General features: G+C 74.7%; 9 protein-coding genes. 6 read left to right on the top strand and 3 right to left on the bottom strand.

The window, feature by feature from the left end:
• Positions 1–132: 132 nt before the first annotated feature.
• From EJG53_RS03675 to EJG53_RS03655, 5 genes are all read left to right on the top strand, one after another.
• Positions 133–11,985, top strand: a complete 11,853-nt coding sequence (locus EJG53_RS03675) for a non-ribosomal peptide synthetase (RefSeq protein ID WP_167515042.1) — start codon at positions 133–135, stop codon at positions 11,983–11,985.
• Positions 11,982–19,103 (top strand): amino acid adenylation domain-containing protein, encoded by a 7,122-nt coding sequence (locus EJG53_RS03670; RefSeq protein WP_167515041.1) that lies wholly within the window; start codon positions 11,982–11,984, stop codon positions 19,101–19,103. Before EJG53_RS03675 ends, EJG53_RS03670 begins: the two co-directional genes overlap by 4 nt.
• Before the next feature lie 126 nt (positions 19,104–19,229).
• Positions 19,230–19,460, top strand: coding sequence for an MbtH family protein (locus EJG53_RS03665; protein ID WP_125043567.1), 231 nt, complete (start codon positions 19,230–19,232; stop codon positions 19,458–19,460).
• 32 nt (positions 19,461–19,492) lie between these two features.
• Positions 19,493–20,563, top strand: coding sequence for a TauD/TfdA family dioxygenase (locus EJG53_RS03660; RefSeq protein ID WP_125043566.1), 1,071 nt, complete (start codon positions 19,493–19,495; stop codon positions 20,561–20,563).
• A gap of 71 nt (positions 20,564–20,634) precedes the next feature.
• On the top strand, positions 20,635–21,669 hold the full coding sequence (locus tag EJG53_RS03655; protein ID WP_244954959.1) for a class I SAM-dependent methyltransferase: 1,035 nt from the start codon (positions 20,635–20,637) through the stop codon (positions 21,667–21,669).
• 24 nt (positions 21,670–21,693) lie between these two features.
• On the opposite strand, the gene EJG53_RS03650 is transcribed toward EJG53_RS03655, so the two are convergent.
• The 3 genes from EJG53_RS03650 to EJG53_RS03640 form a co-directional block, all read right to left on the bottom strand.
• Positions 21,694–22,056 (bottom strand): hypothetical protein, encoded by a 363-nt coding sequence (locus EJG53_RS03650; protein WP_244954958.1) that lies wholly within the window; start codon positions 22,054–22,056, stop codon positions 21,694–21,696.
• Between the two features lie 148 nt (positions 22,057–22,204).
• Positions 22,205–22,594, bottom strand: coding sequence for a VOC family protein (locus EJG53_RS03645; protein ID WP_125043565.1), 390 nt, complete (start codon positions 22,592–22,594; stop codon positions 22,205–22,207).
• Positions 22,591–22,884: an ArsR/SmtB family transcription factor gene (locus EJG53_RS03640; protein WP_125043564.1), complete on the bottom strand. Its 294-nt coding sequence runs from the start codon at positions 22,882–22,884 to the stop codon at positions 22,591–22,593. The genes EJG53_RS03645 and EJG53_RS03640 overlap by 4 nt, the downstream gene beginning before the upstream one ends.
• 194 nt (positions 22,885–23,078) lie before the next feature.
• On the opposite strand from EJG53_RS03640, the gene EJG53_RS03635 reads away from it, so the two are divergent.
• Complete coding sequence (locus EJG53_RS03635) at positions 23,079–23,741, top strand: DUF4328 domain-containing protein (protein WP_125043563.1); 663 nt, start codon at positions 23,079–23,081, stop codon at positions 23,739–23,741.
• Positions 23,742–23,788 lie beyond the last annotated feature (47 nt).

Here is a 23,788-nt window from a genome sequence, read left to right as displayed (position 1 = left end):
GGCCCGTACGCCGGACGCGGTGGCCGTGGCCGGCGAGGGCGGCACCCTGTCGTATGCGGAGCTGGACGCGTGGACGGACCGGCTGGCCCGGGCCCTCGTCCAGCGGGGCGCGGGCCGGAGCGGGTGGTGGCCGTGGCCCTGCCGCGTTCCGTGGAGCTGGTGGTGGCGCTGCTCGCGGTGCTCAAGAGCGGCGCGGCCTACCTGCCCGTCGATCCCGGTCACCCTGCCGAGCGCACCCGGGCGATGCTGGACGAGGCGCGCCCGGTGTGTGTCCTGGACGATCTGGACGGCGTACGGAACCCCCAGCCGGATACGGCGATCATTGCGCCTCCCGTACCGCTCTCCCCGTCGCACCCGGCCTACGTGCTCTACACCTCGGGCTCCACCGGCACGCCCAAGGGTGTCGTCGTCCCGCACGCGGGCGTCGTCAACCGGCTGCTGTGGGCGCAGGCCGAGTATGGGCTGGACGCCTCCGACGCCGTGCTGCAGAAGACCCCGTACGGATTCGACGTGTCCGTCTGGGAGTTCTTCTGGCCGCTGATCACCGGTGCCCGGCTGGTCGTCGCCCGGCCGGACGGGCACCGGGACCCGGCGTACCTGGCCGCGCTGATCCGCGAACACGCCGTGACGACCGTGCACTTCGTGCCGTCGATGCTGCGGGCCTTCCTGGACGAGCCCGCCGCCGCGCGGTGCACGAGCCTGCGGCGGGTGCTGTGCAGCGGCGAGGCGCTGCCCGCACAACTGGCCGCACACGGCCGGGACATCTTGGGCGGCTCGAAGCTGCACAACCTCTACGGGCCGACCGAGGCGTCCGTCGACGTCACCTCCTGGGCCTGCGCGGACCGGCCGGGCCCGGTGCCGATCGGCCGCCCGGTCCACAACACCCGGGCGTACGTGCTGGACGCCGCCCTGCGGCCCGTCCCGCCGGGCGTGACCGGGGAGCTGTACCTGGCCGGTGTGCAGCTTGCCCGTGGTTATCTGGCGCGGCCGGGGCTGACGGCGGAACGGTTCATCGCCTGCCCGTTCGCGCCGGGCATGGGGGTCCCCCCGGCCGAGGGCTGGGGGAGGATGTACCGCACCGGTGACCTCGCTCGGTGGACCACGGACGGAGTGCTGGAGTACGCCGGGCGCGCCGACGACCAGGTCAAGCTGCGCGGCTTCCGGATCGAACTCGGCGAGATCGAGATCGCCCTGTCCCGGCACGGTGACGTCGCTCAGGCCGTCGTCGTCCTCCACGAGGACCGGCCCGGTGACCAGCGGCTGGTGGCGTACGTGACCTCCGCGCCGGGAGCCGTACCGGAACCGAGGGAGCTGCGCGAGTCCGTCGCCCGCACGCTGCCCGCCTCCATGGTGCCGGCCGAGATCGTCGTCCTCGACGTACTGCCGCTGACGCCGAACGGAAAGCTGGACCGCCGCGCCCTGCCCGCCCCGGACACCACCGCCCAGGCCCCCGGACGTGCTCCGCGCACCCTCCACGAAGAGATCCTGTGCGGCATCTTCGCCGACGTGCTCGGCCGTCCCCTGCCCGGCATCGACGACGGCTTCTTCGACCTGGGCGGACACTCGCTGCTCGCCACCCGGCTCGTCTCCCGGGTCCGGGCCGCCCTCGGCGCGGAACTGTCCGTACGGGACGTGTTCGAGGCGCCCACGGTGGCCGGCCTGGCCGCCCGCATCGGCACCGGAGGCAGCCGACGGCCCGCCCTCCGGCCCGCCGCGCACCGCCCGGACGCCGTACCGCTGTCCTTCGCCCAGCGCCGGCTGTGGTTCCTGCACCGGCTGGAGGGCCCCAGCCCGACGTACAACATGCCGTTCGCGCTGCGGCTGTCCGGCCCGCTGGACACCGCCGCCCTGCGCGCCGCCCTGGACGACGTGGTCGCCCGGCACGAGACCCTGCGCACCGTCTTCCCCGAGGTCAAGGGCGCTCCCGGCCAGGTCGTACTCGGCCCGGACGAGGCCGCCGTGGAGCTGCGCACCCACCGCACCGACGAGGCCGGGCTCACCGGGGCGCTGGCCGAGGCGGCCGGGTACCGCTTCGAGCTGACCGCAGAACCGCCCCTGCGGGCCGACCTGTTCGCCGTCGGCACCGACGATCACGTCCTGCTCCTGGTCCTCCACCACATCGCGGGGGACGGCTGGTCGAACGTCCCGTTCGCCCGGGACCTGTCGACCGCCTACACGGCCCGGTGCGCGGGCCACGCCCCGGCGTGGGCGCCGCTGCCGGTCCAGTACGCCGACTACGCGCTGTGGCAGCACGACCTGCTCGGCAGTGAGCACGACCCCGACAGCCTGATCTCCGCCCAGGTCGCCCACTGGACCGAGGCGCTGGCGGGCCTGCCCGAGGAGCTGACGCTCCCCGCCGACCGCCCCCGCCCGGCGGTCTCCGCCCACCGGGGCGGACGGGTGGTCTTCGCGCTGGACGCGGAGCTGCACACCCGGCTCGCCGGGCTGGCCCGCGAGCACGGCGCGACCCTGTTCATGGTCGTACAGGCCGGTCTCGCCGCCCTGCTGACCCGGCTCGGCGCGGGCACCGACATCCCCCTCGGCTCCGCCGTCGCCGGCCGTACGGACGCGGCCCTGGACGACCTCGTCGGCTTCTTCGTCAACACCCTCGTGCTGCGCCTGGACACCTCCGGCGACCCGGCCTTCAGCACCCTGCTGGACCGGGCCCGCGAGACCGACCTGGCCGCCTATGCCCACCAGGACGTGCCCTTCGACCACCTCGTGGAACTGCTCAACCCGGCCCGCTCGGCGGCCCGGCACCCGCTCTTCCAGGTGATGCTGACGCTCCAGAACAACGCCACGCCCGAGTTCGCCATGTCCGGCCTGCGGGTGACGCCCGACGTCGCCGAGCTGGCCGCGGCCAAGTTCGACCTGCTGTTCAGCCTCACCGACCACTACACCGAGGACGGCGCTCCCGACCGGGTCGACGGAGTGCTGGAGTACAGCGCGGACCTCTTCGACCACGGCACCGCCGAAGCCCTCACGGCACGCTTCGTCCGGCTGCTGCGCGCCGTGGCGGAGGCTCCGGACCGGCCGATCGGCACCGTCGACCTCACCGACGCCGCCGAGCGCGAGCGGCTGCTGGAGACATGGAACGGCGCCGCCCTCAGCACGCCGCCGGTGACGCTGCCCGACGCGTTCGAGGAGCAGACGCGGCGCACGCCGGACGCGGTGGCCGTCACCGACGGCGCCACGGACCTCACCTACGCCGCACTGAACGCGCGGGCCAACCAACTGGCGCGGCTGCTCATCGGGCGCGGCATCGGCCCGGAGCAGCTTGTCGCGGTCGCCCTGCCGCGCTCGGCCGAGCTGGTGGTGGCGCTGCTGGCCGTCCTCAAGACCGGGGCCGCCTACCTGCCCCTCGACCCGGCGCACCCGGCCGAACGGCTGCGCTTCCTGCTCGGCGACGCCCGTGCCGCGTACGGGATCACCGGCTCGGCCCTGGTCGGGGACCTGCCGGAGACGGACACCCGCTGGCTCACGCCCGACAGCGACGAGGACCGGCGGGAAGCCGGGGACCAGCCGGAACACGACGTGACGGACACCGAGCGCACCGCGCCGCTGCGCCCGGAGCACGCCGCGTACGTCATCCACACCTCCGGCTCCACCGGCACCCCCAAGGGCGTGCTCGTCGAACACCGCGCGCTCGCCGCCTACCTGGCGTTCGCCCGCGAGGCGTACCCCGGCACCGCGGGCACCACCCTGCTGCACTCGCCCGTCTCCTTCGACCTCACCGTCACCGCGCTGTACGCGCCGCTCACTGCGGGCGGCCGGGTACGGATCGCGGAACTCTCCGCCGACGCGCCGGCCCCGGGCCCGTACACCTTCCTCAAGGTGACGCCCAGCCACCTCGCGCTGCTCGGCGCCACCCCGCCCGGCCCTGAGACGGCGGTCGCGGACCTCGTCGCGGGCGGCGAACAGCTCACCGGCGAACAGCTCGCGCCCTGGCGGCGGGCGCAGCCGCAGGCCGCCGTGGTCAACGAGTACGGGCCGACCGAGGCCACCGTGGGCTGCATCGTCCTGCGGATGCCGCCGGGCGCCACGGCCGGGGACGGCCCGCTGCCGATCGGTCGGCCGGTGCCCGGCACCCGGGCGTACGTGCTGGACGAGCGGCTGCGGCCGGTACCGCCCGGCGTGACGGGCGAGCTGTACCTGGCGGGCGCGCAGCTCGCACGCGGCTACCTGAACCGGCCCGGACTGACCGCCGAGCGGTTCACGGCCGACCCGTTCGGCGCGCCGGGCATGGGGGTCCCCCCGGCCGAAGGCTGGGGGAGGATGTACCGCACCGGCGACCTGGCCCGGTGGTCCGCCGAGGGCGAACTGCACTTCGCCGGCCGCGCCGACGAGCAGGTCAAGGTGCGGGGCCACCGCATCGAGCCGGGCGAGATCGAGACCGTGCTGCTGCGCCACCCGGCCGTCGCCCGGGCCGCCGTCGTCGCACGGGAGGACCGGACGTCCGGCACACAGTTGGTGGCCTACGTCGTCCCGTCGGACGGCGAACGGAGCGGCGACGCGGCCGCGCGGGCCCAGCTCGACGAGTGGCAGGAGGTCTACGACTCCCTGTACGGGGGCGCCGGCCACCAGGACGCGCAGCCCGCGCCGTTCGGCGCCGACTTCAGGGGCTGGACCAGCAGTTACGACGGGCGCCTCCTGCCGGTCGAGCAGATGCGCCGGTGGCGGGAGGCCACCGTCGACCGCATCCGCGAACTGCGCCCGCGCCGGGTGCTGGAGATCGGCGTGGGCAGCGGTCTGCTGCTCTCCCGGCTCGCCCCGGACTGCGAGACCTACTGGGGCACCGACATCGCCGCCGACGCCGTCGACCGGCTGCGGACCCAGGTGGCCGGACGGCCGGACCTGGCCGGGCGGGTGGAACTGCGCGTACAGGCCGCCGCCGACGCGCACGGCCTGCCGGCCGGCTCCTTCGACACCGTCGTGATCAACTCGGTCGCCCAGTACTTCCCGGACGCCGGCTACCTCACCGACGTGCTCGGTACGGCGCTGGGCCTGCTCGCACCCGGAGGTGCTGTCTTCCTCGGTGACGTGCGCGACCTGCGGCTGCTGCGCTGCCTGCACACGGCGGTGCAACTGCGCCGCGCCACGCCGTCCGCCGACCCCGCCGCCGTACGCCGCGCCGTGGAACAGGCCGTCCTGCTGGAGAAGGAACTCCTGCTCGACCCCGCGTTCTTCACCGCGCTGGCGGCGCGGAACCCGGCCATCGCGGGCGTCGACCTGCGGGTCAAGCGCGGCGCGTACGTCAACGAGCTGAACCGCTACCGGTACGACGTCGTCCTGCACAAGCGGTCCGCCACCGATCCGACGGATCTGACGGCCGCACCGGAACTGCGCTGGGGCCACGACGTGACCGGTCCTGACAACCTCGCCCGGTACCTCACCACGGAGCGCGTGCCCGCGCTGCGGGTGACCGGGGTGCCCGACGAACGGCTGGCGAGTGAGGCCGGTGCCGCGCGCGGGCTGGACGAGGGGCGGCCGCCGGCCGACGTCCTCGCCCTCCTCGGCCCCGCCGAGCAGCCGACCGCGCCGGACCTCGGCCCGGACGCCTTCCACGAGCTGGGCGAACGCGCCGGGTACCAGGTCGCCGTCACCCGCTCCGGCGATGACGCCGAACTCCTCGACGTGCTCTTCACCGACCCGGCGCTGACTGCCCTCAGTGGCGTCCACCGCCCGGCGGCCGAGCCGTCGCACCCGCTCGCCAACGACCCGGCGGCCTCCCGGCAGCGCGGCGAACTGGTCGCCTCGCTCACCGCGTCGCTGCGCGCGGAACTGCCCGCGTACATGGTCCCCGCCGCCGTCCTGGTCCTCACCGACCTCCCGCTGACCGGCAACGGAAAGCTCGACCGGGCGGCGCTGCCCGCCCCCTACCTCGGGTCCGTCGAGGGTTCGCGCGGGCCCTCGACCCCGCGCGAGCGGGTGCTGTGCGACCTGTTCGCGCAGGTACTGGGCCTGGCGGCGGCCGGTGTCGACGACAACTTCTTCCACCTCGGCGGACACTCGCTGCTGGCGACCCGGCTCATCAGCCGTATCCGTACCGCCCTCGGCGTCGAACTGCCCGTCCGCGCCCTGTTCGAGACCCCCACGGTCGCCGGACTGGCCGCGCGGCTGGACGACGAGGAGAGCCGGGACGCGACACGGCCCGCACTGCGGCCGATGCCCCGGCCCGAGACCCTGCCACTGTCGTACGCCCAGCAGCGGCTGTGGTTCCTGCACCGGCTGGAAGGCCCGAACGCCACCTACAACATGCCGATCGCCCTGCGCATGCGCGGCGCCGTGGACCGTACAGCACTGCGCGCAGCGCTGGCCGACGTGGCGGCCCGGCACGAAAGCCTGCGCACCGTCTTCCCGGTGACGGACGGAGTGCCCCGCCAGCTCGTCCTCGACGCGGACGGCGCGCGCCCCGAACTGCTCGTACGGCACACCGACGAGACCGGGCTGCGCGAGGCCGTCCAGGCGGCGGCGCGCTACCCCTTCGACCTCGCGGCCGACCTGCCGCTACGGGCCGAACTGTTCGACCTGGGCGAGCGGGAGCACCTGCTGGTGCTGGTGGTGCACCACATCGCAGGCGACGGCTGGTCGATGGCCCCCCTGGCGAGGGACCTGGCCACCGCCTACGCCGCGCGGACCCGGGGACGGGCGCCGTCGTGGACGCCACTGCCCGTCCAGTACGCCGACTACACGCTGTGGCAGCGCGCGCTGCTCGGCGACGAGTCCGACCCGGACAGCCCGTTCGCCCGGCAGATCGCCTACTGGAGCGAGACCCTGGCGGACCTGCCCCAGGAACTCGCGCTCCCGACGGACCGTCCCCGGCCCGCCGTGTCCACCTACCGCGGCGAGATGCTCGGCTTCGACCTGAGTCCCGAGCTGCACCGCCGCCTGACGGACCTCGCCCGGGACACCGGGACCAGCCTGCACATGGTGCTGCACGCCGGCCTCGCCGCCCTGCTGACCCGGCTCGGCGCGGGCACCGACCTGCCGATCGGCAGCGGTGTCGCCGGGCGCCACGACGAGGCGCTCGACGACGCGGTCGGACTCTTCGTCAACACGCTCGTGATGCGCACCGACACCTCCGGCGACCCGTCGTTCGGCGAACTGCTGCGGCGCGTACGGGAGACGGCCCTGAACGCCTACTCCCACCAGGACGTGCCCTTCGAGCACCTGGTGGAGGCGCTCAACCCGGTCCGCTCCCCGAACCGGCACCCGCTGTTCCAGGTGGCGATGGTGCTCCAGAACACCCCGGAGGCCGGACTGGCGCTGCCCGGCGTCGAGGTGACGCCCGAACCGGCCGCCTCCGGGACCTCCCGGTTCGACCTGTTCTTCAGCGTCACCGAACGCGGCTCTTCAGGGGGCGTGCGCGGGACGCTGGAGTACAGCACCGACCTGTTCGACCGGCGGACGGTCGAGACGTTGGTGGAGCGGTGGGCGCGGCTGCTGGAGGCGGTCACCGCCGACCCGGCGCGGCCCATCGGCGAGGCCGACGTCCTCACCCCCGCCGAGCACGCCCGTACAGCCCGTACGGCGGGCGCCGATGGTCCGCAGGTACCGCCCGCCACCGTGCCCGAGCTGTTCGCACGCCAGGTGGCCCGGCACCCCGGAGCCCCGGCGGTGCTGTCCGCGTCCGGCACGCTGACCTACCAGGAGCTGAACGTCCGGGCCAACCGCCTGGCGCACCTGCTGCTGTCGCGCGGCATCGGCCCGGGGCACGTCGTCGCCCTGGCATTCCCGCGCGGCGCCGGCCTGATCGTGGCGCTCCTCGCGACGCTCAAGGCGGGCGCGGCCTACCTCCCCCTCGACACCGGCTACCCGGCCGAACGCCTGGCCTTCATGCTCGACGACGCCCGTCCGTCGCTGCTGCTGACGGGCGTCGCGGGCCAGGAGATACCCGGCTCCGGCCGCCTGCCCCGGCTCGACCTGGACGAGGACGACGGACTCCTGGCCGGGCAGCCGGACACCGACCCCGGCGCCGAGCAGACCGGACGGCCCGACCCCGCACACCCGGCCTACGTGATCTACACCTCCGGCTCGACCGGCGTGCCCAAGGGCGTGGCCGTCACCCACGCGGGCGCGGCCGCCCTGGCGGCGACGCAGACGGACGCCTTCGGCGCCGGGCCGGGCAGCCGGGTCCTCCAGTTCGCCTCGCCGAGCTTCGACGCGGCGTTCTGGGAGCTGTGCATGGCACTGCTGACCGGCGCGGCCCTGGTGGTGGCCCGGGCCGCACGGCTCTTGCCTGGCCCCGACCTCGCCGCCGTACTGGCCGAGCACGAGGTGACCCACCTGACCGTCCCGCCCGTGGCGCTGGGCGTCATGACGCCCGACCAGCTCGCACCGGTGACCTGCCTGGTGGTCGCGGGAGAGAGCTGCCCGCCGCAGACAGCGGCGGTCTTCGCCCCCGGCCGCCGGATGGTCAACGCCTACGGGCCGACCGAGTCCACGGTCTGCGGCACGATGAGCCGTCCGCTGACCGGCGACGGCACCGTCGCGCCCATCGGCACGCCCGTCACCGACACCCGCGCGTACGTGCTGGACGCGGCGCTGCGCCCGGTGCCCACCGGCGTGGCGGGCGAGCTGTACCTGGCGGGCGCGGGCCTGGCCCAGGGTTACCTGGGACGGCCGGGCGTGACCGCCGAGCGGTTCACCGCCGACCCGTTCGGCGCGCCGGGCGCCCGGATGTACCGCACCGGGGACCTCGCGCGGTGGAACGCCGAAGGCGAGCTGGAGTTCGCCGGGCGGACCGACGACCAGGTCAAGGTCCGCGGCCACCGGGTCGAACTCGGCGAGGTGGAGGCCGCGATGGCCGCCCATCCCGAGGTGGCGCAGGCCGTCGCGACGGTCCGCGAGGACGGCCGGGGCGGGACCCGCCTGCTCGGGTACGTGGTCCCGGCGGCGGACGGACCGCAGTCCACGGAGGCCACCGGCGCCGCCGAGGCCGCGCAGGCCGCCGACGGCGCGCCGGAGCGGATCCTCGGCGAGTGGCGGCAGCTCTACGACACCCTGTACGGCACGACGCAGACCGCCCCGTTCGGCGAGGACTTCACCGGATGGAACAGCACCTACGACGGGGAACCCCTGCCCGCCGACGAGATGCGGCAGTGGCGGGACGCCACCGTCGCGCGCATCCGGGAGCTGCGGCCCCGGCGGGTGCTGGAGATCGGCGTCGGCCGCGGCCTGCTCCTGTCGCGGCTCGCCGGGGAGTGCGCGGCGTACTGGGGTACGGACCTGTCGGCGGCCGTGATCGAGTCGCTGACGGCACAGGTCGCCGAACGGCCCGCGCTCGCCGGCCGGGTGGAGCTCCGCGCCCAGCCCGCGGACGACCTCACCGGCCTGCCGGAAGGTTTCTTCGACACCGTCGTCCTCAACTCGGTCGCCCAGTACTTCCCGGACGCCGCCTACCTGACCGACGTGATCGGCGCCGCGCTGCGGCTGCTGACACCGGGCGGCGCCCTGTTCCTCGGCGACCTCCGCAACCTGCGGCTGCTGCCGAGCCTGCGGGCGGCCACCGGTGCCACCGCACCCGAGCGGGAACTGCTGGTCGACCCGGACTTCTTCCCGGCCCTGCCCGCCACCGTCCCCGAGATCGGCGCCGTCGACCTCCGCCTCAAGCGCGGGACGTACCACAACGAACTGTCCCGGTACCGCTACGACGTCGTCCTGCACCGCGCCCCGCTGACCGCACCGGCCCGGCCGTTCGCCGACGCGCCCACCCTGCCCTGGCACCCGGGCCTGCGCGGGACGGCGGAGATCGCCGCGCTGCTGACGGAACGGCGGCCGGACCGGCTGCGCCTCACCGGCATCCCCAACGCGCGGCTGGCGGGCGAGGCAGCCGCCGGGCACCCCGTGACCGTGGACCCCGAGACGCTGTGCGCGACGGGGGAGCGGCTGGGGTTCTGGACGGCCGTCACCTGGTCGGGCACGGCCGGTGACGACTGCTTCGACGCCTTGTTCGCCGCTCAGGACGCCGCAGCACCGGACGACACCGCCCCGTACGGCAGCGCCCCGGTCACCGGGGTGTACGTGCCGGCGGACGGCCGCCCCGCACCGCCCTCCTTCACCAACGACCCGGCGGCGGCCGTCGCGCCGTCGGCGGCCCTGGGCTCCTCGGTACGCGCCTGGCTGCGCCGGCGGCTGCCGGAGTACCTGGTGCCCTCGGTGGTCGTTCCGCTCGACGTCCTGCCGCTGACCCCGAGCGGCAAGGCCGACCGCACGGCGCTGCCCGCGCCGGAGACGACGGCCGGGACCACGGCAGGCCGCCCTCCGGCGACCGCCCGGGAACGGCTGCTGTGCGACATCTTCGCGGACGTGCTCGGCCTTCCGTCCGTCGGCGCCGACGACGACTTCTTCGACCTCGGCGGCGACAGCATCGTCTCCATCCAGGTGGTCAGCCGGGCCCGGGCCGCCGGTATGGCGATCGGCCCGCAGGACGTGTTCCGGCACAAGACCGTGGCGGCCCTGGCCGTCGCCGCCGGAACCTCGGACGCGGCGCCCGCCGCCACGGAGGCACCGCAGGCGGGTATCGGCGTGGTGCCGCTGACACCGGACCTGCACGCCCTGCGGGAGCGCGACGCCGACCCCGGCACCGGGTACGAGGCGATGACCGTACCCGTCCCGGCCGGGCTCGGCGCCGAAGCGCTGGAGGCCGCCCTACAAGCGGTCCTGGATCACCACGACATGCTGCGGGCACGCCTGACCTCCGGCGGGTCCGAGGAGGCGGACGGGCCGGGGTGGCTGCTCGAAGTCCTGCCGCCCGGCACCGTCCGGGCTGCGGACCATGTACGCCGCACCGGCACCGCACCGCACGACGTTGCCGTGGCCGAGGAAGAGCGGGGCGCCGCGGACCGTTTGGCGCCGGAGTCCGGAGTGCTGCTCCAAGCCGTCCATTTCGAGGCCCCACCCGGGAGCCCCGGCCTGCTGCTGCTCGTCCTGCACCGTCTCGTCACCGACCCGCAGACCTGGCGCATCCTGCTGCGGGACGTCACGGACGCCTGCGAGGCAGCCGCTGACGGACGGCAGCCGCAACTCGCCCCGGTCGGTACGTCCTTCCGGCGCTGGGCCCAGCACCTGCGCACCCAGGCACGGGACCCCCGGCGAACCGGAGAACTGTCCCGGTGGACCGGCATGCTCGCCGGGCCCGGCAGCCCGGACGATGCCCCGGACACGCGGGCGACCGGGAACCGGGACGGCATCCCGGCGCACGAAGCCGGGGACGCCATGCTGACGACCCTCCTGTCCGCCGAACGCACCGGGCAGGTGCTCACCGACGTACCGGCGGCGTTCCACGCCGACGCCGAGGACGTCCTGCTCACCGCGTTCGCGCTGGCGGTCGCCGACTGGCAGCGCCGCAGCGGCGCCGCCGACGGCACCGTGCTCGCCGACGTACGGCGCCCGGGCCGCGTACCGCTCGACGAGGGCATCGACCTGAGCCGTACCGTGGGCCGCTGCACGACCACCCACCCCGTCCGCCTGGACCTGGGCGACCCGGGCGGGGAAGCGCTGCGGGAGGACGGCGGGCACGCCGCCGCGACGGCTCTCAAACGCGTCAAGGAGGAGCTGCGGTCGCTGCCGGACGGCGGCCTGGGCCACGGCCTGCTGCGCCACCTCAACCCCGGCACCGCCCCCGGACTGGCGGCCCTGCCCGCACCCCGGTTCGCCTTCCACTACCTCGGAGAGCTGCCGCAGGCCCCGTCCGGCCCGGACCCGGCCGGCGAACCGGCGCGCTACTGGGCCGAGGCGGACATCACCGCCGTGGACGGCCCCGGCGGGCCACGGCTGGCCGCGACCTGGCGCCGGGCCCACGCGCCCCTGACCGGCCGCGACCTGAACGACCTGGCCACCGCCTGGACCCGCGCGCTCGAAACGCTGGCCGCCCAGGCCGCCCGCCCCGACGCCGGTGGCCGCACCCCGTCCGACGTACCGCTGGTCCGGCTCAGCCAGGACAAGCTCGAACAGCTCGAAGCCGCATGGAGGCGATCACAATGACGCAGCCGGAACTGGAGGACATCCTCCCCCTGGCACCACTCCAGGAGGGGCTGCTGTTCCACGCGCTGTACGACACGGCAGCGCTCGACCTCTACACCTTGCAGAGCGCCTACGACCTGGACGGGGACCTCGACGCGACGGCACTGCGCGAGGCCGCGCGCACGCTGCTGCGGCGCCACGCCGCCCTGCGCGCCGGCTTCTGGCACGAGGGCCTGGACGAACCGGTGCAGATCGTCCCGCACGAGGTCGCCCTGGCGTGGCAGCAGGCCGACCTCACCGGGACCGCCCCCGAGGAGCGGGAGGCGGAGGCGGAGCGCATCGCGGCCGAGGACCGGCTCCGCCGCTTCGACCCGGCCCGCCCGCCCCTGCTGCGCTTCACGCTGCTGCGGCTCGGGACGGAACGGCACCGTTTCGTCGTCACCGCGCACCACTTGGTGCTCGACGGCTGGTCCGTACAACTGCTGCTGGAGGAGCTGTTCGAGCTGTACGTCCGGGGCGGCCGGGAGGACGGGATGCCGCCGGTGGCCCGCTACCGCGACTACCTCGCCTGGCTGGCCGGACAGGACCGGGCCGCCGCCGAGGACGTGTGGCGCCGGGTCCTCAAGGGCATCGAGGAGCCCACCCGTGTAGCGCCCGCCGACCCGTCCCGGGAACCGGCCCTGCCAGGCCAGGTCCTGCGCGACCTGCCGGACGGCCTCGCCCACGCGCTGGACGCCCTCGCCCGCCGCGAACGGCTGACCCTGAGCACGGTCTTCCTGGGCGCCTGGGCCGTCGTCCTCGGCCGGCTGACCGGCAAGGACGACGTGGTCTTCGGCACCACCGTCTCCGGCCGCCCGCCCCAGGTGCCCGGCGTCGAGCGGATGATCGGCCTGTTCGCCAACACCCTGCCGGTACGGGTCCGCCTCGACCCGGAGCAGCCGCTGAACGGGATGCTGGCCAGGCTCCAGGAGGAACAGACACACCTGCTGGCCTGCCAGCACGTGGGGCTCTCCGGCATCCAGCGCACGCTCGGCTCGGGCGAACTGTTCGACACGGTGACCGTGTTCGAGAACCTGCCCGCCGGGGAGAGCGGACTCGCCGACACCGCGCGCGGCAAGGGGCCACGGGTGACGGCGAGCCGGAGCCAGGGCGTGACCCACTACCCGCTCAACTTCATGGTGATGCCCGGCCGGCCGCTGCGGCTGCGGCTGGACCACCAGACCGGCCTGTTCGACCGGGACGCCGCCGAGGCGATCATGGCGCGGGTGGTCCGGGTCCTGGAGAACCTGATCGCGGAGCCCGGCCGGCGCCTCGGCGAGCTGGAGATCCTGGCCCCGGCCGAACGGGCCCGGGTGCTGGGGGAGTGGAGCGGTACGGCCGGCGAGCCGCCGGCCGAGCTGATGCCGCAGGCGTTCGCGGCCCGGGTGGCGACGGCCCCGGACGCGGTGGCCCTGGTCTGTGGCGAGGTGTCCTGGACCTTTGCCGAACTGGACGCCCGCGCGGACCGCCTCGCGCGGCGCCTGGCCGCCCGGGGCGCCGGGCCCGACGTCCTGGTGGGGCTGTGCGTGCGCCGGTCGGCGGACATGATCGCCGCCGTGCTGGCCATCTGGAAGGCCGGCGGGGTGTGCGTACCGCTGGACCCCGGCTACCCGGCGGAGCGGCTGGCGTTCATGCTGGCCGACGCGGCCGTACCCCTGGTGCTGACCGAACGGGAGCTGGCCGGGCGCCTCGGGGAGGATCGGGCGGCGTCCCTGGTGCTGCTGGACGACGACGCCCCGTCCGAAACCGGTGCTGCCCTCCGTACCCCGCCCCTGCACGGCGACCACGCCGCGTACATCGTCTACACCTCCGGCTCCACGGGCGTGCCCAAGGGCGTCGTCGTCTCCCACCTGGGCCTGGCGAACCTGTACGCCGACCATCGCGACCGGGTGTTCGCCCCGGCGGCCGACGCCGTGGCCGCGTCGGCCGGACGGCGGCTGCGCGTGGCCCACACGGCGTCGGTGTCGTTCGACGCCTCCATGGGGCAACTGGCGGGCCTCGTCGCCGGCCACGAACTGCACGTCGTGGACGAGGACACCCGCCGCGACGCCACCGCGCTGCTGGCCTACGTACGCGAGCGGAGCGTCGACTACCTCGGCATCACCCCCTCACTGATGCGGGAACTGACCGCGCTCGGGCTGCTGGACGGCCCCGGACACCGCCCGGCGGTGATCCTCCTCGGCGCGGAGGCCGTCGACGCGGCGCTCTGGGAGGCGCTGCGGGCCCACCCGGAGACCGAGGTGCACAACTACTACGGGCCGAGCGAGTGCACGGTGGACGTCGTCGGCGCCCTCGTACGCGACAGCGCCCGGCCCGTGATCGGCCGACCGGTCGCCAACACCCGGGCCTATGTGCTGGACGCACGGCTGCGCCCCGTACCGCCCGGCGTGGTGGGCGAGGTCTACCTGGCCGGCATCCAGCTCGCCCGCGGCTACCTGGCCCGGCCCGGCCTGACCGCCGCACGCTTCGTCGCCGACCCGTTCGGCACGCCGGGGACGCGGATGTACCGCACCGGAGACCTCGCCCGCTGGACGGCCGACGGCCGGCTGGACTTCGCCGGGCGGACCGACGACCAGGTCAAGCTGCGCGGCTACCGGGTCGAACCCGGCGAGATCGAGACGGTGCTGGCCCGCCACGCCACCGTCGCGCAGGCGGCCGCCGCCGTACGCGAGGACCGGCCCGGCGACCAGCGCCTGACCGCCTACGTGGTGCCCGCGCCCGGCGCCCGGGCGCACACGGAGGAACTGCGCGAGTTCTGCGCCGGGACGCTGCCCGAGTTCATGGTGCCCGCGCAGATCGTCGTGCTCGACGCCCTGCCGATGACCCCCAGCGGCAAACTGGACCGCCGCGCCCTGCCCGCCCCCGGCGCGCGCACCACCGGCGGCCGGGAGCCGCGCGATCCGGTCGAGGACATCCTGTGCGGGCTGTTCGCCGAGGTCCTCGGCGTGGACCGGATCGGCGTCGACGACGGCTTCTTCACCCTCGGCGGCCACTCCCTGCTCGCGACCCGGCTGGTCTCGCGCGTCCGTGCGGCCCTCGGCGCGGAACTCGCCGTACGGGACGTCTTCGAGGCACCGACCGTCGCCGGGCTCGCGGCCCGGCTCGGCACCCCGCGCGAGGACGCCCGGCGACGGCCGCCGCTGCGGCCCGCCGAACGCCCGGCCGCACTGCCGCTGTCCTTCGCCCAGCGGCGCCTGTGGTTCCTGCACCAGATGGAAGGCCCCGCGCCGACCTACCACATGCCGTTCGCGCTGCGCCTGACCGGCGGGCTCGACGTCGCGGCCCTGCGCGCCGCCCTGAACGACGTGGTGGCCCGGCACGAGGTACTGCGCACCGTGTACCCGGACACCGGGGGCACCCCGCGCCAGCACGTACTGGAGCCCGCCGGAGCCCCCGCGCCGCTGCCCGTGCGGACGGTCGCCGAGGACGCCCTCGCGGCAGCCCTGGCGGACGCGTACGCGCGCCCCTTCGACCTCACCCGCGAACCGCCCCTGCACGCCGCACTGTTCGCGCTCGGCCCCGACGACCACGTCCTGCTGCTCGTACTGCACCACATCGCGGGCGACGCCTGGTCCAACCTCCCGCTCGCCCGCGACCTGTCCGCCGCCTACGCGGCCCGCCGTACGGGCGAGGCCCCGGCCTGGGCACCGCTGCCGGTCCAGTACGCCGACTACACCCTGTGGCAGCGCGGCTTCCTCGGCGAGGAGAGCGACCCGGACAGCGCGCTCTCCCGCCAGGTGGCGTACTGGCGGACGGCGCTCGACGGACTGCCCGCCGAACTGGAACTGCGGCACGACCGGCCCCGGCCGGAGGTGTCCGACCACCGTGGCGGGACGGTGCCGCTGCACGTCGGCCCCGCCACCCACGCCCGGCTCGCCGGGCTGGCGCGGGCGCACGGCGCGAGCCTGTTCATGGTCGTCCAGGCGGCCCTCGCGGCACTCCTGACGCGCGAGGGCGCGGGCACCGACATCCCGATCGGCACGCCGGTCGCGGGGCGTACCGACGAGGGCCTGGACGATCTCGTCGGGTGCTTCGTCAACACCCTGGTGCTGCGCACCGACACCGGGGGCGACCCGGCCTTCACGGACCTCCTCGACCGGGTCCGCCGGACCGGCCTGGCCGCGTACAGCCATCAGGACGTGCCCTTCGAGCACCTGGTGGAGGTCCTCAACCCGCCCCGCTCGGCGGCCCGGCACCCGCTGTTCCAGGTGCTGCTCTCCCTCCACCACGCCGCGGACCTGCCGGTGGAGCTGCCCGGACTGCGCGTCCGGGCCGAGGAGACCCGGTCCCGCTCGGCCAAGTTCGACCTGACGTTCCGGCTGGCCGAGCGGAAGGGGCCGGACGGCGGGCCCGGCGGCCTCGAAGGCGGTGTCGAGTACAGCACCGACCTGTTCGACCGGAGCACGGTGGAGGGCCTGGCCGCCCGCTTCGGGCGGCTGCTCGACGCTGTCGCCGTCGACCCCGGCCGGCGGATCTGGCGGCTCGACGTCCTGTCCCCGGCCGAGCGGGAGCGGGTGCTGACGGGGTGGAACGCCACCGAGCGGCCGCTGCCTCCGGTCACGCTGCCGGAGCTGTTCGCGGCGCAGGTGGCCCGTACGCCGGACGCGGTGGCCGTGGTCGGTGAGGGGGACACTCTGTCGTACGCGGAACTCGACGCGTGGGCGGAGCGGTTGGCGCGGGCTCTGAGCGGTCGGGGGGCGGGGCCGGAGCGGGTGGTGGCCGTGGTGCTGCCGCGTTCGGTGGAGCTGGTGGTGGCGCTGCTGGCGGTGCTCAAGAGCGGCGCGGCCTACCTGCCCGTCGACCCCGCCCTTCCGGCCGAACGCGTCCGCCTCCTGCTCGACGAGGCGCGTCCCGTGTACGTCCTGGACGCTGCGGACGGCGTGCGGAACCCCCGGCCGGAGACGGCGGGTACCGCGCGTCCCGTACCGCTCTCCCCGTCGCACCCGGCCTACGTGCTCTACACCTCGGGCTCCACCGGCGCCCCCAAGGGCGTCGTCGTCCCGCACGCGGCAGTCGTCAACCGACTCCTCGGCATCCAGGCGGAGTTCGTCCTCGAACCCTCCGACATCTGCCTGTGCAAGGCGCCGGCCGCCTTCGACGCGTCCGTGTGGGAGCTGTTCTGGCCGCTGTCCACCGGCGCACGCATCGTGGTGGCCGCCCCGGACGGACACCGGGACCCGGCGTACCTGGCCGCCCTGATCCGCGAACACGCCGTGACCACGGTGCACTTCGTACCGTCGATGCTGCGCGCCTTCCTGGACGAACCCGGCACCGCCCGCTGCACGAGCCTGCGGCGCGTCCAGACAGGCGGCGAACCGCTGACCGCCGAGCTGCGGGACCGTGCCACCCACCTTCTCGGCGCGACCGTGAACCATCTGTACGGGCCGACGGAAACCACCATCCACGCCACGACCTGGTCCTGCGGTCAGTCCTCGGCCGCCGCACCGGACACCACTGCGGCCCGTCCGGTGCCCATCGGCCGGCCCGTCCGCAACACCCGGGCGTACGTGCTGGATGCGACGCTGGGGCCGGTGCCGCCGGGTGCGACGGGGGAGTTGTACCTGGCAGGTGCGCAGCTTGCCCGTGGTTACCTGGCGCGGCCGGGGCTGACGGCGGAACGGTTCATCGCGTGCCCGTTCGGCGCGCCGGGGGAGCGGATGTACCGCACCGGTGACCTCGCGCGGTGGACCGCGGACGGGGTACTGGAGTTCGCCGGACGGGCCGACGACCAGGTCAAACTGCGCGGCTTCCGGATCGAACTCGGCGAGGTCGAGGCCGTCCTGGCCCGGCACGAGGACGTCGCCGCGGCGGCCGTCGTCGTCCGCGAGGACCGTCCCGGTGAGCAGCGGCTGGTGGCGTACGTGGTCCCCGCGCCGGAAACCGGACCGCACCCCGCCGACCTGCGGCGCCACGCCGCGCGGCACCTGCCGGAGTTCATGGTGCCGGCCGCCGTGGTGATCCTGGCGGCCCTGCCCCTGACCTCCAGCGGCAAGCTCGACCGGCGCGCCCTCCCGGAGCCGGGCGGCCCGCTCTCCGTCACCGCCAAGCGGCCCGCCCGCACCCCGGAGGAGGAGGTGCTCTGCGGCCTGTTCGCCGAAGTCCTCGGCCTGACCGGAACCGGGATCGACGACGACTTCTTCGACCTCGGCGGGGACTCGCTGGCGGCCATCCGGCTGGTCCGCCGCATCCGGGAGGCGGCGGGCGTGGAGCTGTCGGTCAGCGACCTGTTCGCGGCGCCCACGGTCAGCCGTCTGATGGACCGGCTGCGCCTCGGCGTCCGGGGCGACGCCTTCGACGTACTGCTCCCGCTGCGCGGCTCCGGCGGGCTGCCGCCACTGTTCTGCGTCCACCCCGCGGGCGGCCTGAGCTGGGCCTACACCGGACTGCTGCGGCACCTGGGCCCCGACCGGCCCGTGTACGGACTGCAGGCCCGCGGCCTGGCCCGCCCCGAGACGTACCCGACCTCGATGGACGAGCTGGTCACCGACTACGTACGGCAGCTCCGCTCGGTCCGGCCCACCGGCCCCTACCACCTGCTGGGCTGGTCCTTCGGCGGCCTCGCCGCCCACGCGATCGCCGTCCGCCTCCAGGCCGAGGGCGAGGAGGTCGCCTTCCTCGCCCTGCTCGACTCCTACCCCCGCGACCCCGAGGCCGCGGTCCCGCCCGTGGAGGAGCGGGGCGTCCTGGCGACGCTGCTCGACTTCGCGGGCGAGGACGTCCCCGACGCCGAACAACTGCGTATCGAGGACGTCATGGAGATCCTGCGCCGCGGCGGCGGGCCTCTGGCGGACATCGAGGAACGCCGCGTGGGGGCCCTGGCGGACGTCTTCGTCAACAGCGCGGAACTCGCGTCGGCGCACGCGCCCGGCCGGTTCGACGGCGACCTCCTGCACTTCACCGCGACCGCCGGCCGCCCGGACGGAGCGCCCACTGCGGCCGTCTGGGAGCCCTTCGTCACCGGACGCGTACGCCGGTACACCGTGGACTGCACCCACCACGCCATGTGCCGCCCCGAGCCGCTGGCCGAGATCGGCCGGGTGGTCACCGAGTGCCTGGACGGCACGGACCGGCCGGGGTGGCACGACGGCCCCGACCGGTAGGCCGCCGGAGACACCCCGCCTTCCCGACAACCTCACGACCCCGAACTCCCGCTTCCCTCCCGAAGCCCGAAGCCCGAACTCCCGAAGCCCGAAGAACCCGAAGCCCCGAAGGAAAAGGACCGCGCCATGACCAATCCTTTCGAGAACCCCGACAGCACCTACCTGGTGCTGGTCAACGACGAGGGCCAGCACTCGCTGTGGCCGTCGTTCGCCGACGTCCCGGCCGGCTGGACGGTCGCGCACGGCGAGGACACGCGGGACGCCTGCCTCGCCTACGTCGAGGAGCACTGGACCGACATGCGCCCGAAGAGCCTCGTCCGCGTCATGGACGAAGCCGGGGCGCCGTCCGCCCGTTGACCGCCGCGGATCGCGAGGAGAGAGACACCGCTGTGCTGACGTACCAGGAACCCCCCGCCGGCGGCGTCGGGGCCGAGACGGTGGAGCTGACGCCGCAGGAAGCCGAGCAGTTCCGCAAGGTCGCCGACGAGATCACCGGCATGCTGCCGCACGGGAAGCCGGCCGGGCCCGAGCAGCTCGACGACCCCGGGCTGCTCGCGGAGATCGAGGTGGCGGCGCGCTGGCTCCCGCCGCGCCTGGCCCGCGCGCTCAGCCGCTTCCGCAGGCAGGGCAACCCGCACGGCGTCCTGCTCGTACGCAACGTACCGCTCGACGCCGACCTGCCCCCGACCCCCGCCGACGGCGCCGCACCCGTCTGGTCGCGGCTCGGCACCGCGACCGTCGGCCAGCTCGCCGTGGTCTCCTGGCTCGGCGACGTCATCGCCTACGCCGACGAGAAGGCCGGCCGGCTGGTCCAGGACATCGTCCCGGTCAGCGGCGCCGAGGAGTGCCAGGAGAACAGCGGCAGCGTGCTGCTCGAACTGCACACCGAGGACGGCTTCCACCCGTACAAACCGGACTTCGTGACGCTGCTGTGCCTGCGCGCCGACCACGAGCGCCGGGCCCGCACCACCTACGGTGCGGTCACCCGGGCGCTGCCCCGCCTGTCCGCCGAGTGCGTCCGCGTCCTGCGCCGCCCGCTGTTCCGTATCCACTTCAGCAGTTCCTTCGGCGGGCCCGGCGCCGGGGCGAAGGGGAGCGGTACCGGTACCGGCGTGGTCTCGCCGCCGCTGCCCGTGCTGTCCGGGCCGGACGGCGACCCGGAGATCGTCGCCGACTTCCACGCCATGGAACCTCTGGACGAGGCCGCGGCGCGCGCGTTCGGCGAACTGCGCGAAGCCATGCTCGCCGTCCTCGACGGCGCGGTCCTCGAAGCCGGCGACCTGATCGTCGTGGACAACCGCACCGCCGTGCATGGCCGCACCGCCTTCCGGCCCCGCTACGACGGGCAGGACCGGTGGCTGCGGCGCTGCTTCGCGGTCGCCGACCTGCGCCCGTCCCGCGCCGTCCGGCCCCCGGGCTCCCAGGTGTGCGCGCCGCTGAAGCCGGAGGGCGGGCCGTGACGGCGGACCGCCGCGCCGTCGCCCCGGCAGCCGCGGCCCCGATGCCCGGCAGACAGGCGTCCGGCAGTCCGATGCCCGGCAGACCGACCAGCACTCCGGAGGCAGCAGTGATCGGCACGGACATGAGCGCGCAGGTCCGGGCGCTGGCCGCGGAGTATCCCGAGATCGCCGCCTGCCTCGATCCGGCACGCGTCGCGGCCCAGCGCCACCGGGACACCGAACTCCCGGCTGAGCAGGACGACTTCGGCGCCGCCGGCAGCGGCGGCCGGGGCGAGAGCTACGTCGTCGCGCAGCGCTCGGTCCTGACCCGGGCCCGGGGCATCGGCCGGCTCCTCGACCTCGTCGCCGCCGACCGCCGCGCCCCGTCCCGGCTCGTCCTCGACCTGCTGGGCGGGGACGGGCTGGTCAGCCGGGTCGCGGTGCTGACCGGCCGGACGGACACCGTGGTGGCCACCTGCGACGCCTCGCCCTTCATGGTGGACCAGGCGTGGGCCCGCGGCATTCCGGCGGTGCGGCAGCGCGCCGAGTCGCTGCTGTTCCGCGACGCGTCGGTCGGGGGCGTGCTGCTCGCCTACGGCAGCCACCACGTACCGGTGGCTCAGCGGGGCACGGTGGCCCAGGAGGCGTTCCGGGTCCTGCAACCGGGCGGGGTGTTCGTGCTCCACGACTTCCTCACCGATTCCCCGGTGGACGTGTGGTTCAGGAAGGTCGTCGACGTGTACGCGGCCACCGGCCACGACCACCCGCACTTCACGCGCGACGAGGCCGCCGGCTACCTGCGGTCGGCCGGCTTCGAGGAGGTCGGTACCCGGCTCATGGACGACTCCTTCACCGTCACCGGCGCCACGAAGGAGGCGGCGCAGGAGGAACTGGGCCGGTACATGGCCGACATGTACGGCCTGACGAAGCTCTACGCCGAACTCGGCCCCGGGGACACCCATCGCCGTACTTTCGAGCTGGTCTGCGACATCTTCCGCTACGAGGACGCCGACGGCGGGCACCGTGAGGTCGAGACGTCCCTGGCCGCGGACGGAGGCGGGTGGGCGGTGACGATGCCGAGGGAGGCACTCGTGGCCTGCGGACGCAAGCCGGGGGCGCCGGCCTGACCCGCGGCCCTCGACTGCCGACGCTCAGCTCTCGTTGTCGGAGAACCGCCGCGCGAGGTCGCGGTGCCGGTCGGCGGCCAGCTTCCCCTGGGCGGGGGTGATGACCGATCCCAGCATGCGGCTCAAGCGTTCCGCCTCCACCGCGAAGCGCAGGTGCGCCTGCCGTGCGTGCTCACGGCAGGCGAGGCAGGTGACACGGTCCGGACGCGACGAGGTCATCGCGTACGGCACCCGCAGTCCGCATCCCGTGGCGACGACGCTCGGCAGGTCGCCGACCAGGCCGAACGTGGCTGCTATCAGGTTGCGGGCAGCGGCGTCGTCGCGGCCCGCCTGCGCCTGGACGTGGATGTGCGGATCGTTCCCGGCCGTGGGTTCCATGGGCTCCATGGGTCCTCCCCCTGCCCCGGTGACCGGACGGACCCGGTCCCGCCCGGGCGCCTCCTGGGACGAGTCTGCCAGGCGCCCCGGGAGCCGCCACCCTGCCGGGAGGGCGAGCAGGGGGCGTAAGCCCGTCCCGGCGACGGCCGGGCGCGTTCTACGCGGTGTGCACGATCTGGATCAAGTTGCCGCAGGTGTCGTCCAGGACCGCGGTGGTGACCGTGCCCATCTCCAGGGGCTCCTGGGTGAAGGTCACGCCGAGCCCGCGCAGCCGCTCGAACTCCGCCCGCACGTCGTCCACGGCGAAGGAGGTGGCCGGGATGCCGTCCTGGACCAGCGCCGTCTTGTACGGCTGCACCGCCGGGTGACCGGAGGGCTCCAGCAGCAGTTCGGTGCCGTCCGGGTCCTCGGGGGAGACCACGGTCAGCCACCGGGCCTCCCCGCCCAGCGGGACGTCGTGCTTCTTCACGAAGCCCAGCTTGTCGGTGTAGAAGCTCAGCGCCTTGGCCTGGTCGTCGACAAAGACGCTGGTCACGTAGATCCTCATGGGGTGCTCTCCGGCGTGTCGGTGCTGAGCCATCGGGTCATGACGTGCTCAAGGGGTGCGGTGTCCAGGTCGTGGAACTTGTAGCGGCCCTGGCGCCGGGTGCGGACCAGGCCGGCGGATTCGAGGACGGCCAGGTGCTGGCTGATCGCCTGCCGGGACAGCCCCAGGCCGTGCTTGGTCACCAGCCGGGCGCATATCTCGAACAGCGTCTGGCCGTTCCGCTCCGCCAGCTCGTCGAGGATGCGCCGACGGGTGGGGTCGGCCAGCGCCTTGAAAACATCCTCTGCCATGACGCCACCATAGGCAAGTGGAGACTTGCCTGACAATGCGGGGGCTCCTGTGGTGCGGGGGTGCTGTCGGATGTGTGCCGGGCGGCCGGTGGTCTCCGATTGTCGTTCCGGTGCGTTGGATCTCAACTGGCCTCGCAGGCAAGCGGGTTGGCGGCGTTTGGTGTGTACACCCTTCCGTGCGGAACAATGCCCGGATGGAAGATCGAATAGCCCCGGCCCCCTTGCGGCCCGTCCGCGGAGCGGCCCGCTGCGCCGTGGCCGCCCTCGTCCTCGCCGGCGCCGCCTGGGCGGCCCGCTCCGTGTGGCAGATCCGGCTTGCCACCGCCGGGATGCCGGCTTCCGGACCGCCGGAGCAAGGCGAAGGGAAGCACCGCCCGCTGACCGCGCTGGAGGACGGCTACCACATCGTCACCACTGTGGGCAGCGCGGCCACGGTGCTCTGCGCGATCACCTTCCTGATCTGGCTCTCGCGCGTCCAGGACAACGCCCGCGCCCTCTCCGGACAGTCGCCCCGCTACGCCAGGCCGTGGCTCTACGCGGGCTGGATCGTGCCCGTCGCGAACCTGTGGGTGCCCCGCGGCGTCGTGGCCGACATCCACCGCACGAGCGCTCCGGGAGAACGGCTGCCGCACGCCGTGAACTGGTGGTGGGGGCTGTGGCTCGCCGGAATGCTGAGCGGGACGGGCCTGATGTACACCGTCCCCACGGACGACGTCATCGAGCGTGCCTACCAGAAGGTCTACCCGCTCCTGGCCGCCGACGCGGCCGTCGTCGCGGCGGCGGTGGCCGGTGTCTTCGTCGTCCGCGCCCTCACCGCGGCACAGCGGCGGCGCGGCGTCGATTCCGTACGGGCCTGACACACCGCCGCGGCCGTCGGGCGCGGGTGACCGGGCAGCCGGACGGG

It is taken from the genome of Streptomyces chrestomyceticus JCM 4735 (assembly GCF_003865135.1).
In the GTDB taxonomy this organism is placed as follows: Bacteria; Actinomycetota; Actinomycetes; order Streptomycetales; family Streptomycetaceae; genus Streptomyces; species Streptomyces chrestomyceticus.
Note: the sequence above shows the minus strand (reverse complement) of the source record. Positions and strands in the feature narration are given on the sequence as shown.